Genomic DNA, 14,801 nt, shown 5'->3' on the forward strand with positions numbered 1-14,801 from the left:
TTTTACACTATTATTTTATAAGTGTTTTAACAAATTCTATCAACAAAATAATTCAAACAAATTGCAGTTTAAGTAGCTGATGAAGTATCTTCTATGTTTCCTTATTTTTTTAATTGGTTTTTGTGCCTCAGCTCAAGGCAACCGCTCTAATTATAAAGTGAAACGTTTTGCTGTAAAAGACACCATTCAAATTGATAGCGTGAGTATTAATTCGAACGCATTCGCTATTAAACGAATGGATAATACGATTATCGATTCGTCGTTCTATTTTGTTGATTATGCGAAAGCAATGCTCACGTTTAAAAAAGCCATAGAAACGGATAGTGTCATTATAAACTACTTATGTTTTCCTGATTTTCTAACAAAAACCTATCAGCAGCTGGACGAGAATATCATTGTTGAAAATACGGAGCAGGCGAATACACTATACAAATTATCACAACCCAATACAAGCAGGAATTTTATTCCGTTCGATGGTCTAACCACTTCCGGAAGTATCTCTAGAGGGGTTACTATTGGCAACAATCAAAATTCTGTTTTAAAAAGTGAACTCGATTTACAAATTACAGGCAAGCTGAATGATAAAGTCTCGCTGCGGGCCTCCATACAAGATGCCAATATTCCGCTTCAAGAAAGTGGCTATTCACAGCGTCTGGATGAATTTGATCAGGTTTTTATTGAATTGTTTAGCGAGCGATGGAATATCCGCGCTGGCGATATCGATCTGGAGAATCCCAATTCTTATTTTGCCAACTTCTCGAAGCGTGTTCAAGGGCTATTGGTCAACGCGAATTTTGGCTCTGAAGCATCAAAAACCAATGTGTTCGCCGCTGGTGCTTTGGTGCGTGGGCAATTTACACGTAGCCAGTTTACGGCACAGGAAGGTAATCAGGGCCCATATAAATTGCAAGGTGATAATGGTGAATTGTTTGTGCTTATTGTTTCGGGTAGTGAAACCGTTTATGTCAATGGTTTGCCGGTTAAACGTGGTGAAGATCAAGATTATATTATAGATTATAACGCCGGAGAAATTATATTTAATGCCACATTTCCTATAACCTCTGAGATGCGTATTACCATAGATTATCAATTTAGCGAACGCAATTATTCTAGATTGGTGGCTTTTGGAGGTGGTAATTATACTAGCGAAAAATTTAATTTAGGCATTTCGGTGTATTCTGAAAACGATTCGAAAAATCAACCATTACAACAGAATCTATCTGATGAACAAATTCAAATTCTTGCCAATGCTGGAGATGACAAGTCTCAAATGGTAGCGCCTTCTGCGGTTCAAGAATCCATAAATGAAAATAGAATTTTATATAGAAAGACATTGATAAACGGACAGGAAGCTTTTGTGTTTTCAAATGATCCAAATGATGAATTGTTTCGTGTTCGCTTCACCTTAGTGGGTGAAAATCAAGGCGATTATATCTTGAGCAGCAGCGATGCCATTAATAATATTTATGAATATATTGCACCCGTTGGGGCTATTCCGCAAGGTAACTACGCCCCTATAGTCCAACTAGTAGCACCAACTAAACTCCAAATAGCCACAGTAAACGGCCGATATACCCCTTCGGAAAACACAAAAATCAGTTTTGAAGCCGCAGGCAGCAAAAACGACTTGAATTTATTTTCCAATAGTGATGATGAGAACAATGATGGGTTTGCTGGTAAATTAAAGGTTAGCCAAACGCTTGCAAAAAAAGACAGCCTCTGGAATATAAATGCATTTGCAGATCTGGATTACATTGAACAGAATTTTAAAACGATTGAACGCTTATACAATGCAGAGTTCTCTCGAGATTGGAATATAGAAAATCCTATTGGGAATCAAAAATTAGTGGTTTCTGGTTTAAATCTTGTTCATGCTAAAAAAGGGCTTGCAAATTATCAGTTCGAGCATCTATCATTTTCCAATAGCTTTAATGGAAATAGACATGTAGCCCATATCAATCTTATATTAAATAAATTACATATTATCTCGTCGTCCAGTTTTCTTAACGCATCGTCAAATTTGAATACTTCCACTTTTTTAAGATCTTACAATAGGGTTTCTTACAATCTCAATAAAAAGTGGATTGGGGCAAGATTTGCAATTGAAGATAATGAGGAAACTGATAAGCTGACATCAACTTTAACACCACTAAATCAAAAGTTTAAATCTTATGAAGTGTTTACAGGAATTGGTGACAGCACTAAGGTTTTTACTGAAATCGGGTATAAGTATCGGGTGAATGATAGTCTTCGTTCTAACCAATTGCAACGGGTGAATGCTTCCAATACGTATTATTTAGATGCCCGTTTTATCCAAAATAAAAACACAAATTTGTCGTTGTATGCCAATTATAGAACGCTTAAAAGTGAAGATGAAACCATTGCTGATGAACAATCTATTAACTCCCGTTTACAGTACAACCAGAAACTATTTAAGCAATTCGTGCAATGGAATACCATTTTTGAAACCAACTCCGGCACTTTACCGCAGCAGGATTTTACCTATGTAGAAGTTGAACCCGGACAGGGCACATATACTTGGATAGATTATAATAACAATGGTATTCAAGAATTAGAAGAATTTGAAATAGCCCAGTTTCAAGATCAGGGTATTTATATAAGGGTGTTATTACCTAATCGGGTGTTTATTAAAACACATCAAAATAGATTAAGCCAAACGCTTACCCTTAACCCTTCAAGATGGTCTACTTCTAAAAATAAAGCACGTGTATTTTGGTCACATTTTTACAACCAAACGAGCTATTTAATTGACCGAAAATTAAAACGAGAAGGGAATAGTTTTAATCTTAATCCTTTTGAAAATGATGAAGAAAACCAACTGGGATTACAATTGAATTTTAGGAACGTTATGTTTTTTAATCGCGGAAAACAACATTACACGACCTCTTATACCTATCTATCTAACAAGGCACGAAACCTTCTTTCTATTGGCTTTATTGAAAATAATTTAAAAAGCCATCAGTTGAATTTTAACCATAAAATTGCTGAAACTTGGTTGATTAATCTGCTCGCTGCTTTTGACACCAATGAAAGTGTCAGCGAAAATTTTGTTAGTAAAAACTATAATTTTGATGAAACGAGATTAAATCCAAAACTCTCATATTTGTTTAATGACAACTCACGCTTCGATATCTTTTATCAAAACACAACCAAAGAGAATACTATTGGCAAAAAAGAATCATTAAAACAGCAAAAATACGGGGCTTCCTTTACGCTTGCCAACAAACAAAAAAGCGCTGTTAATGGTGAGTTTAATTATTTTTCAAATAGCTTTAAAGGCAATGCAAACACGCCTGTGGCCTATCAAATGCTAGAAGGTTTGCAACCTGGAAAGAACTTTACCTGGAGTTTATTGGCACAAAAAAAACTAACAAAATTCTTAGACTTAAACTTGAATTATTTTGGCAGAAAATCGGAGTCCAGCAAAACCATTCATACCGGCTCTATTCAACTCAAGGCCTATTTTTAAAGTCTAGCAATATCGACTTTATTAAACACAGAAATAATGGTTTTCACAGCTTCAATATAGAATTCAGGCTGAATGCCCTCATAATCATCTGTAGGTTCGTGATAATCTTTATGATCTGCAACTCCAAAGTACAAAAATGGAATTCCGGCTTGATGAAAAGGCGCTTGATCTGATGAATACGTCCAGTTTTGCAAACCGTCATAGCCATCATGACCAGCAATAAGCTTTATTTTTTTTGAATGTTCGCTTTTGGTTACAATACACTTCAAGCGTTTATTATATGCGGTGCCTACTGCAAAAAGTTCATTCTTGCAACTTCGACTAATCATGTCTAAATTAATATTGGCTTTGATGCTTTTTGTTGATATTATATTACTGTCAACAAAATGCTTAGCGCCTCTAAGCCCCAGTTCTTCTCCATCAAATGCCGCTAAAATAACCGATGTTTTAGGAGGATGATTTTTTAAATATTCTGCAATAGAAAAAAGTGCGCTTACTCCCGATGCATTGTCATCTGCTCCGTTATAAATCTGCCCTTTCTTAATCCCTTCATGATCGTAATGAGCGCTTATAACTATAAATTCCCTTGTGTTTTTTGTGCCTTTAATAAAACCCAAAACATTAATACCAGAGTAACTCTTTCCGCCTTTATAGAAATAAAATGGCTGTTGATAAGATTTTTTGTAAGGTGAAATTTTTAATTTCTGATATTGATGTATCACATAATTTTTAGCTTTAATGCCTCCTTTGGTTCCTGTTCTTCTACCTTCAAAAGCATCGGACGATAAATTTTTGACATGACATAATAAATTTTCAGAATTAAATAAAACATCCTGCGCTTTAGGATCTGGATGCGCTGCATGTATATACTGCGCTTGCGCTTTTACAATGGTAATATTTATAAATAAAAGGAGTGCAATTAAATAGAGTTGCTTAGTCATAGTCTTTCTCTTGATTATAAAGAAACAAAAATCCCAAGACTTAACTTGGGATTTTAAAAAACTTTATGATTTGTTGTTGGTCCTTTTAGCCTTCTAAACTGGCTGATAAGTACTCGCGATTCATTCTGGCAATATTCTCCAGAGAAATCCCTTTTGGGCATTCTACCTCACAAGCTCCTGTATTGGTGCAATTGCCAAAACCTTCTTCATCCATTTGTTTTACCATATTTAACACACGGTCAGTAGCTTCAACTTGTCCTTGAGGCAGCAATGCAAACTGTGACACTTTTGCAGAAACAAATAACATGGCAGAGGCATTTTTACATGAAGCCACACAGGCGCCGCAACCAATGCATGTAGCAGCATCAAAAGCAGTATCAGCGTCGTGTTTATTAATAGGTATATTATTTGCATCTTGTGTGTTTCCTGAAGTATTTACAGAAATAAATCCACCTGCTTGTTGAATTCTATCAAAAGCACTTCTATCAACGATTAAATCTTTAATCACTGGGAAAGCAGTGGCGCGCCATGGTTCTATAGATATGGTATCGCCATCTTTAAAACTACGCATGTGCAGCTGACAGACAGTTACCATAGAATCAGGACCGTGTGCACGACCATTAATAAACATGGAGCACATCCCGCAAATACCTTCACGACAGTCGTGATCGAAGGCTATAGGCTCTTCATCTTTATCAATTAATTCTTGGTTTAAAACATCCAGCATCTCAAGAAAAGACATATCTGGAGACACATCGTTTAACGGATAATCTACAATCTTTCCTTTATCACTGGCGTTTTTTTGACGCCATATTTTCAATGTTAAATTCATAGCCATTGTTTATTTGTAACTTCTCTCTTTTACCTCGATGTTTTCGTATACCAAGTCTTCCTTATGCAAAACTGCCGCACTAGGTTCGCCCATATATTCCCAGGCAGAAACGTACTGAAATTCATTTCTACGCATAGCCTCACCTTCAGCTGTTTGATATTCATCCCTGAAGTGACCTCCTGCAGATTCTTCTCTTTCCAACGCATCTTTTGCAAATAATTCGCCTAATTCTAAGAAATCTGCCACCCGACCCGCTTTCGCTAATTCTTCATTATATTCATCAGCTTTACCGGGCACTTTAACATCTTTCCAAAATTCTGCTCTTAAATCAGCTATTTCAGAAATAGCTTCTTTCAAGTCATTAGCATTTCTTGCCATGCCACATTTATTCCACATGATCTTTCCTAAGCGTTTATGAAAATGATCTACAGAATGGGTTCCGTTATTATTTATTATTTTATCAATAGTTCCTCTTACATTTTTTTCTGCCTCGTCAAACTCTGGTGTGTTTGTTGAAATGGCACCTGTACGAATATCATGTGATAAGTAATCTCCAATAGTATAAGGTAACACAAAATAACCGTCTGCCAAACCTTGCATTAATGCCGAAGCCCCTAATCGATTAGCACCATGATCTGAGAAATTTGCCTCTCCTATGGCATATAAGCCAGGAACGGTAGTCATTAAATTATAATCTACCCAAATACCTCCCATGGTGTAATGCACCGCTGGGTAAATCATCATAGGCGTTTCGTATGGATTCTGATCTACGATTTTCTCATACATCTGGAACAAATTCCCATATTTATTTTTGATAACGTCCTTTCCCAATTGGGTAACTAAAGCATTATCGTCTTCATCTAATCCTTTTACATGGGCCTGCTCTTTACCATAACGCTGTATGGCCGAGGCAAAGTCTAAAAATACAGCTTCTCCTGTTTTATTTACGCCATATCCCGCATCACAGCGCTCTTTAGCGGCACGTGAAGCCACATCTCGCGGTACCAAGTTCCCGAAAGCTGGATAACGACGTTCTAAGTAATAATCTCTGTTTTCTTCTGAAATTTGAACAGGTTTCAATTTGCCTTCCCTGATTGCCAAAACATCATCCATGTTTTTAGGCACCCATATACGGCCGTCATTACGAAGCGATTCAGACATCAAGGTTAACTTAGACTGATGATCTCCAGAAACAGGAATACAAGTTGGGTGAATTTGTGTATAACATGGATTTGCAAAATATGCGCCACGTTTGTGTGCTTTCCATGCGGCTGTTACATTACTTCCCATGGCATATGTAGACAAGTAAAAGGCATTACCGTAACCCCCTGTGCCTAAGACAACAGCATGCCCTGAATGTCTTTCTATTTCTCCAGTAACTAAATTTCTTGCAATGATTCCTCTCGCTTTTCCATCTACAATAACCACGTCTAACATCTCATGGCGGTTATACATTTTGATTTTGCCACGACCTATTTGACGGTTCATAGCCGAATAGGCGCCTAACAATAATTGCTGGCCTGTTTGTCCTTTGGCATAAAATGTTCTTGATACCAATACGCCACCAAACGAGCGATTATCCAATAATCCGCCATAATCACGAGCAAAAGGAACTCCTTGCGCGACGCATTGATCAATAATATTTGTAGACACCTCAGCCAATCGGTATACATTCGACTCACGGGAACGGTAGTCGCCTCCTTTTACGGTATCATAAAACAAGCGATAGGTTGAATCGCCATCTCCTTGATAATTCTTTGCCGCATTAATTCCCCCTTGTGCCGCAATAGAGTGCGCACGTCTAGGTGAATCTTGAAAACAAAATGCTTTGACATTGTATCCTAATTCTGCCAAAGTAGCCGCAGTAGAACCGCCAGCTAAACCAGTTCCTACCACAATAATATCAATCAGTCTTTTATTGGCTGGATTAACAAGGTTGATGTTGTTTTTATGATTGGTCCATTTATCTTCTAAAGGACCTTTTGGAATTTTTGAATCTAAAGCCATACTTTTTATAATATATGATTAAGATGATGATAAATTGCAATAACAATAAAGCCTAAAGGGATTCCTATGGCATAAACTTTTCCGAAGTTCTGAAGACCTCTAGTGTATTTATTATTAGCGCCAGCCGATTGAAACGCAGAATTAAAACCATGTAGTAAATGCAAAGACAGAAACACGAATGAAATAATATATAGAATCGTTCTGACGTGACTTTCGAATTTATGAATTAGTTCTTCGTAAAATCTAAAACCACTATCTACATTATCCGGATCAATCAGACCCGTCATATCACCCTTAAAATATTTAATATTGATTTCTGGTGCCCAAAAATCATAAAAATGAAGTCCCATAAATGCCAATATAGCCAAACCTGTCCAAATCATATTGCGACTCACCCAAGTGGAATTGGCATTCCCTTTGTTTTTCGAATAACTTATTTTTCGTGAATTTCTGTTTCTAATTTCAAGAATAAAGCCCATAATAAAATGAAAAATGACACCGAAAATCAGCACGGGTTGCAACGCGAATTGAATCAACCAATTGGTGCCCATAAAATAGGATACCTCATTAAATGTGTCTGGACTAAATACAGACAAAGAATTAATGACAAAGTGCTGTAGTAAAAAAATCATTAGGAAGAATGCCGAAAGTGCCATGGCAAACTTTCTTCCAATCGAAGAATTAAAAATTCCGCTCATTATTGTGAAGTTAGTTTATTTAGCAAAGATACGCTTCAAAACAGATTTAGACAAAGAGCAAGAAATTAAATTCTTTATTTAGAATGATTTTTAATTGTAAAATTATATTATTATTTCACAATTAACTTTTTCGTAATCATGGCAGCATTAGAATGAATATTCACAAAGTATAAGCCAGCTGAAACGGACTCTAAATTGATAGATTTTGTGCGTGCTCCATTGGCGATATCGAATTGGGATATAAACCTACCGCTAATGTCGTAGATCATCACTTTTTCTAATAGAATTGATGATGAATTCTCGATATAAATTATACCACTCGCTGGGTTTGGATACATATTAATAGCTTGTTCTAATTGCTTCTCTTCCACGCTTAAATTACAGGTTGTAGATTCAGTCATTACAGATGTGCCGCTACAAGGTACTTGAGTTGTACTTCTATCCATAAGGCTATTCCCTCCTGCTAAATTCCCACTACTTAAAACTCTTTGAAACTCGCCATTTTGTAAATTAAAATGCATCACATCGTTACCATTATCTATAATAGCAGAATTATCAATAACATGCGCTAATTGATGGCCGTGTCCCAACTCGTGCAATGCCACACTTTGAAAATCGTACTGTACAAAAGGTGTAGCGCCCTCGCCAAAATACCAATTAGTACCATCATCGAAGACAATATCTAATTCACTTACAAACCAATTAATATTTGGTGAAGTACCACATCCCGAAATAAAATAAGTACATCTCCCTAAAGTCCCATCAGGTAATTCTGTTCCATTATCAAAACGAACTACGTTGGCCCCATCGGTAGTAGAGCCTACTGCATCTACCGAAGTCACTGCGCCAACAAACCAATTTATTTTAGTTTCACAACGCCATGTGTCCAATGCTCTATTAAAAGCATTTTTAGCATCGGTATTGGCATCAAAATCTGTAAACATCTGCCATGTATACCCACCACTCCCATTTTCATTCACATGTTGAGTTGGATATGCTATACCTCCATCAATTACATTAATTTCGGAATGCGTGACAGTGAGAATCTGACTTGAATCATCAAAGGTTGCGTCTGTGGCATGTATCACTCGAACTTCCCCAGTTCCTGCACGACTAGGAACCTCAACCACAATGGTTGTATTGTTCCAACTTAATACTTGGCTATCTAACGCTTCTATAAAAGAAGCTCCTCCATCATCGGCATCTCTAAAACTGACCTTCCCTTTGGTATTGCCAAAATCTGAACCCGATATGGTTAATTGTTTTTCTTCGCCAGCGACAATAGAAGTTGGTGAAATATTTGAGATACCTACCGGCTTAAAAGATTTATTTTGACTTGATTTGTAGCGCGCTAAATTGTCGTTGTTTTTAATTTTAAGTACCGTTTTTTTTGTGATGTCCTGCACCTTAGGGTAAAAATCCTTTTCAATATCTTTAAAAGAAGTAAAAACGTTGTGCACTGAGTTAGAGATAACATCGTATTTATAAAATCCTTGACTGTCACTATAAGTTTCAAAAGAATTACTAATAGAACCTTCACTTTGAATTCTATCGGAGCCTACTTGCTTCAATATAAACATCCCTTGACTACTTGGAGTCAATTGCAAACTATGGGTTGTAATTTGAGCTCTCAAACCTACAACACCACCAACGGTAATAATCTCGACGAACTCAACTGGGTTCCCCTTAAATACTTTATAGACCTCAACGGTATTACTAGTATAAATGTTATTTTTTTCTGCATTCCAGTACGATTTTTGAGAAACAACTTTACCTTCAACTATTAAATTTGAATTATAAATTTGCTTGTCTATTGGAATTTCTATTAAACTTTGTGAGAACAGTTTTTGAGAACCTGTTACGCAAAATAGCAGTAACATTAAAGTGTAAGCGAGAGTAGTTTTTTTCATTGTGGTAAGATTTAATTTCTCAAAAGTATTTTAAAAAACTTCAGAAAACATGTTTAAACGTCTTAATTGTGTGCTCTATTGCAATTTAAAGTTATTTTATTTAGTTAAGAATTTTTTTTGATTAAATAAAAAGAATACCTGTTTAGTTTACTATTTTTAACCAAACAAATTACTCACATGAAATACAACCCTATAAATAAAGACCTCTTTATAAAAAACAGGAAGAATTTTGCAAAGCAAATGAAACCTAAAAGTTTAGCTGTTTTTAATTCAAACGATATTTATCCTATAAGCGCAGATAGCACATTACCCTTTCAACAACATCGCGATATATTTTATTTAAGCGGCGTAGATCAAGAAGAAAGTGTTTTAGTCATTTTCCCAGATTGCCCTAAGGAAAAGCATCGAGAAATTTTATTTTTAAAGGAAACCAATGACCATATTGCTGTTTGGGAAGGCGAAAAGCTGACTAAGGAAAAAGCCTTTGAAACCAGCGGTATTAAAACGGTATATTGGTTGCAAGATTTAGAGAAAGTTTTATTTGAACTTATGACGCAGTGTGAAACAGTTTATTTAAACACTAATGAACATTATCGAGCCAATATTGAAACAGAAACTAGAGAAGCGCGCTTTACAAAATGGCTGAAAGAAAAATATCCTGCCCATGCTGTGGCGAAAAGCAACCCTATATTACAACGATTACGTTCTGTTAAAAATCCTATTGAATTAGATTTAATCCAACAGGCTTGTAATATTACTGAAAAAGGATTCCGTAGAATTCTAAATTTTGTAAAACCCGGGATTTGGGAGTATAATATTGAGGCCGAATTTATGCACGAATTTTTAAACCAACGTTCTAAGGGTTTTGCTTACACCCCTATTGTAGCCTCTGGAAATAACGCCAATGTGCTGCACTATGTTGAAAATAATCAACCCTGTAAAGCTGGAGATCTTATACTTTTAGATGTGGGTGCCGAATACGCTAACTATGCTAGCGATATGACGCGTACCATCCCAGTTTCTGGTCGTTATTCTGAGCGTCAAAAAGCTGTTTATAAGGCCGTAAATAAGGTGAAAAACGAAGCGACAAAATTACTAGTTCCAGGAGCAGATTGGGCCGATTACCATGTTGAAGTTGGTAAAATAATGACTTCGGAATTAGTCGATTTAAAACTGTTGGATAAAGCGGATATTCAAAATGAAAATCCTGAATGGCCAGCTTACAAAAAATATTTTATGCACGGCACATCGCACCACATGGGGCTCGACACACATGATTACGGCATTTTAACAGAACCTATGCAAGCCAATATGGTGTTTACCGTAGAACCTGGTATTTATATTCCAGAAGAGGGTTTTGGTATTCGCTTGGAAGATGATGTGGTTGTTCAAGAAGCGGAAAATCCTTTTAATTTGATGCGTAACATTCCTATTGAGATTGAAGAGATTGAAGACCTTATGAATTCATAAAAAAACAATCAGGTTGCTCCTATTTATCAACCTGATTGTTTATAACACTAAAAGCTTGTAATTTATAGAGTGACTAATTCAAATAAATAATTATTTAATTTTTTTAGTGTTTTAATTTTATCTTGAGTATGTATCAATAAGGATATATTGTTATTGCTCCCGCCGTAGGAAATCATTCTAATTTTTACATCTTTTAAAATTTGAAATAATTTATACGTTTTGCTATGGTTTACAACGATATGACCTACTAAACATACGATGCTCTGATTTTCGTCAACTTCAACAGTAGAAAAAACTTGTAATGCTTCAATAATTTTATTGAGATTTTTGGTGTCATCAATAGTTAAAGAAACAGCGACTTCTGAAGTGGTAATCATGTCAATCGAGGTTTCATAAATTTCGAAAATTTCGAATACTTTTCTTAAAAACCCATGGGCTTGCAACATTCTGGCCGACTTAATTTTGATAGCCGCAATGCCATCTTTAGCAGCTATGGCCTTGATACCCTGTTCTGAAGTTTTACTGGAAATTAATGTCCCATGGGCTTCAGGATTCATCGTGTTTTTTAATCGGACGGGAATACTATCCGCTCTTACAGGAGTGACCGTTTGTGGGTGCAGAATTTTTGCTCCAAAATAAGCAAGTTCTGCGGCTTCATCAAATGACAAATTAGATATCGGCTGGGTATTCTCAACATGTCTTGGATCGTTATTGTGCATGCCATCAATATCTGTCCAAATTTGAACTTCTTTAGCTTTAATGGCTGCTCCAATAAGTGTTGCCGTATAATCACTACCCCCACGTTGCAAATTGGAAATACCTCCCAGTTCATCTAAACATATAAAGCCTTGCGTGATATATATATCAGCTTGTTCACTAGTTTCTAAAACCTTTTTAAATTGCTCTTTTATATATAATGAATCAGGTTCATTAGCTGCATCAATGCGCATAAATTTTAGTGCTGGCAACAGGGTTGAACTAATACCTTCTTGTTGCAAATAAGCATTAAAAATGTAGGTGGAAAGCAGCTCACCTTGAGCCAAAATAGTGTTTTCTAATCCTTTTGAATACGGAAGATAGGTGCTATCTAAAAGTAAATTAAATACAGACGAAACATAAGCTTTAACATGTTTTTGAATAGCTGGATTTAAAATTAATGTATTTATAGTTTCAGCATAAACATCATGCAGTTCATTTATTTTATGAAGCGCTATATCCAATTTATTATTGGCAATAGATTCTGCTATATAAACCAATTGATTCGTGGTTCCTGACATAGCAGATAACACCACAATTTTAGTACCGCCGTCGTCGATTATGTTCTTAACGCGTTGCATATTTTCTATGGAACCTACAGAGGTACCACCAAATTTCAAAACTTTCATTGTCATTAATTTATAGACAAATCTATAACTACTTCCTATTAAACAGGCATTTATAGAAAAAAAAGTTTATTTTTACACAAATTGTTAAATAATTAACATGAGAACCGTTTCTAATTGTGTTGAAGATATTTTGATTACGCAACCTTACCTAGAGGAAGCCCTTTCAAGACACATTATAAATTTTAGTGCACTTGCTATCGAGCTTACCGAGCCTATTAGCAAAATGCTAAAAAAAGAAGTTAAGCCAGGAGCTATTATGATGGCACTTAGGCGCTACAATCCACCAGTAACCTTATCGAATTCTATAAAAATGAAACGGGTGATCCAGAATTTAGGGGACATCACCGTGCGGTCTAATTTGACTGATTTTACCATCAAAAATTCTGATACCATTATTGATAACCATGCTAAAATTCTTGAAAAAATAAATCAAGAATCTAAACTATTCTATACGTTTACCAGAGGCATTCATGAAAGTAACATTATCATTTCGACTAGTTTAAAAGACTTTATACTTGAGCATTTAAAAAATGAAACGTTTTTAGCTGTGCAAGATGGTCTATCTGCTATTAGCATTAATTTACCGCAAGACAACTCTAAAATCGCAGGATTATATTATCATTTTTTTAAGCGTTTAGCTTGGGAAGGTATAGTGCTTTATGAAGTGATTTCTACAACAAATGAATTTACCATTTTAGTGGAGGATGAATTTGTCGATAAGGCCTTCGCAGCCATTAAACGGGTAAAGTCCTAAAGTTGAGTTGTTCTTTTTCGTATCATGCTTTCATATAGATTTACAAGTACAAAGGTGCATATTGCAGGTAATACCCACCCTAAATTCTCCTTAGCTAAAGGAATAAATTTATTGATCCCAGCCAATTCTTTCGCAGAAATTAAAAACCCTAAAAAATCAGGAATACTAAATATGAATGCGACTAAAACCACTGCTCTAAATACAAAGCTGGAAGCCCACTTTTCAGGTATCACGTTCAATACTATCAGCACAATACATATGGGATAAATAAACATCAATGCTGGAAGCGCTATATCAATAATATACTTCACATCCATTTGTCCAACACCAATGCCGACCATACAACAAATAATTGCCGTAACTAAATAGGCTTTTTCATATTGCTTAAAGTAAGCTTTAAAAAAATCTGCCACACTTACAATAATAGCAACTGCAGTAGTAAAACACGCCAAACTTACCAATATACTCAGAAAGACCGAACCGGTACTCCCTAAAGTTTTAGATGCTAGTCCAGAAAGTAAATCTGCTCTTGAAATCCCCTCGTTAAATTCAGAATTATGTAGAGCACCAACAGCAATCAATCCAGCATAAATTATGAATAGACCAGTCATAGCGATCAAACCAGATTTAAAAATCATCACTTTTTTTTCCTTGAAAGACATCGTCTTTTTTGAGTTGTTAATAGAGACTAGCACCACACCTCCCATTAGCAATCCTGCAATAGCATCATAAGTTTGATAACCTTCTAATAAGCCACTAACTACAGGTAATTCAAAAGTAGATGCATGCATTTCTACGGCAGGAAACGCAATACCTATAGCGATGATAATTAATAATATAACAACAATTATAGGCGTTAGATACTTCCCTAATATATTCAATACATTATTTCTATTTATTACAAAGAAAAAAGCTAGGACGAAAAATACAATACTTGTAAGTAGCGAACTTGTACCAAAAAAAGGGGCAATAGCCATTTCATGTGTAACAGCTGCCGTTCTAGGTGCGGGCAATGCAATGACAATTAGAAAAATGCAAAAACAAAAAAATAGGCTAAAAACAGGGGAAACTTTTTTACCAAAATCGTACATGGTACCTTGCACATTTGCATGTGCCAACAGAGCAAGCATTGGAATGATGGTTGCTGAAATAATAAAACCAAGGGCGACCAACCACCAATCTGCCCCAGAATTAAAACCTAGTAACGGTGGTAAAATTAAATTACCTGCCCCAAAGAAGCCAGCAAACAACGCAAACCCAAATACAAAGGTTTCCTTAGTTTTATTCATAGGTTGATTTTATCTTTGCCTAAGA

The 14,801-nt window shown here is 35.7% G+C and carries 10 protein-coding genes; 3 read left to right on the plus strand and 7 right to left on the minus strand.

Features of this window, described 5'->3' with window-relative positions; all coding sequences use genetic code 11:
* Positions 1 to 79: 79 nt before the first annotated feature.
* Positions 80 to 3,490, plus strand: a complete 3,411-nt coding sequence (locus FAF07_RS06115) for a hypothetical protein (protein ID WP_142784269.1) — start codon at positions 80 to 82, stop codon at positions 3,488 to 3,490.
* Here FAF07_RS06115 and FAF07_RS06120 read toward each other — a convergent pair.
* The 5 genes from FAF07_RS06120 to FAF07_RS06140 all read right to left on the minus strand — a co-directional run bounded on the left by FAF07_RS06120 (position 3,487) and on the right by FAF07_RS06140 (position 9,878).
* Positions 3,487 to 4,431 (minus strand): M28 family peptidase, encoded by a 945-nt coding sequence (locus tag FAF07_RS06120; protein WP_142784270.1) that lies wholly within the window; start codon positions 4,429 to 4,431, stop codon positions 3,487 to 3,489. The genes FAF07_RS06115 and FAF07_RS06120 overlap by 4 nt on opposite strands.
* Positions 4,432 to 4,516: 85 nt before the next feature.
* Positions 4,517 to 5,263: a succinate dehydrogenase/fumarate reductase iron-sulfur subunit gene (locus FAF07_RS06125; RefSeq protein WP_142784271.1), complete on the minus strand. Its 747-nt coding sequence runs from the start codon at positions 5,261 to 5,263 to the stop codon at positions 4,517 to 4,519.
* A gap of 9 nt (positions 5,264 to 5,272) precedes the next feature.
* Entirely contained in the window at positions 5,273 to 7,270 is a 1,998-nt protein-coding gene (locus FAF07_RS06130) for a fumarate reductase/succinate dehydrogenase flavoprotein subunit (RefSeq protein ID WP_142784272.1), read from the minus strand.
* 5 nt (positions 7,271 to 7,275) lie between these two features.
* Positions 7,276 to 7,968, minus strand: a complete 693-nt coding sequence (locus FAF07_RS06135; protein WP_142784273.1) for a succinate dehydrogenase cytochrome b subunit — start codon at positions 7,966 to 7,968, stop codon at positions 7,276 to 7,278.
* Positions 7,969 to 8,078: 110 nt separating this feature from the next.
* The gene (locus tag FAF07_RS06140) at positions 8,079 to 9,878 is read right to left on the minus strand and encodes a T9SS type A sorting domain-containing protein (RefSeq protein WP_142784274.1); all 1,800 of its coding nucleotides are present in this window, start codon (positions 9,876 to 9,878) and stop codon (positions 8,079 to 8,081) included.
* Positions 9,879 to 10,055: 177 nt separating this feature from the next.
* On the opposite strand from FAF07_RS06140, the gene FAF07_RS06145 reads away from it, so the two are divergent.
* The gene (locus FAF07_RS06145) at positions 10,056 to 11,348 is read left to right on the plus strand and encodes an aminopeptidase P family protein (RefSeq protein WP_142784275.1); all 1,293 of its coding nucleotides are present in this window, start codon (positions 10,056 to 10,058) and stop codon (positions 11,346 to 11,348) included.
* A gap of 62 nt (positions 11,349 to 11,410) precedes the next feature.
* On the opposite strand, the gene FAF07_RS06150 is transcribed toward FAF07_RS06145, so the two are convergent.
* Positions 11,411 to 12,733, minus strand: a complete 1,323-nt coding sequence (locus FAF07_RS06150; RefSeq protein WP_142784276.1) for an aspartate kinase — start codon at positions 12,731 to 12,733, stop codon at positions 11,411 to 11,413.
* Positions 12,734 to 12,830: 97 nt separating this feature from the next.
* On the opposite strand from FAF07_RS06150, the gene FAF07_RS06155 reads away from it, so the two are divergent.
* Positions 12,831 to 13,487, plus strand: coding sequence for a hypothetical protein (locus FAF07_RS06155; protein WP_142784277.1), 657 nt, complete (start codon positions 12,831 to 12,833; stop codon positions 13,485 to 13,487).
* Here FAF07_RS06155 and brnQ read toward each other — a convergent pair.
* Positions 13,484 to 14,776, minus strand: coding sequence for a branched-chain amino acid transport system II carrier protein (gene brnQ, locus FAF07_RS06160; RefSeq protein ID WP_142784278.1), 1,293 nt, complete (start codon positions 14,774 to 14,776; stop codon positions 13,484 to 13,486). The two genes, FAF07_RS06155 and brnQ, sit on opposite strands and share 4 nt — an antisense overlap.
* Positions 14,777 to 14,801: the final 25 nt, after the last annotated feature.

Source organism: Changchengzhania lutea (assembly GCF_006974145.1).
Classification (GTDB): Bacteria; Bacteroidota; Bacteroidia; order Flavobacteriales; family Flavobacteriaceae; genus Changchengzhania; species Changchengzhania lutea.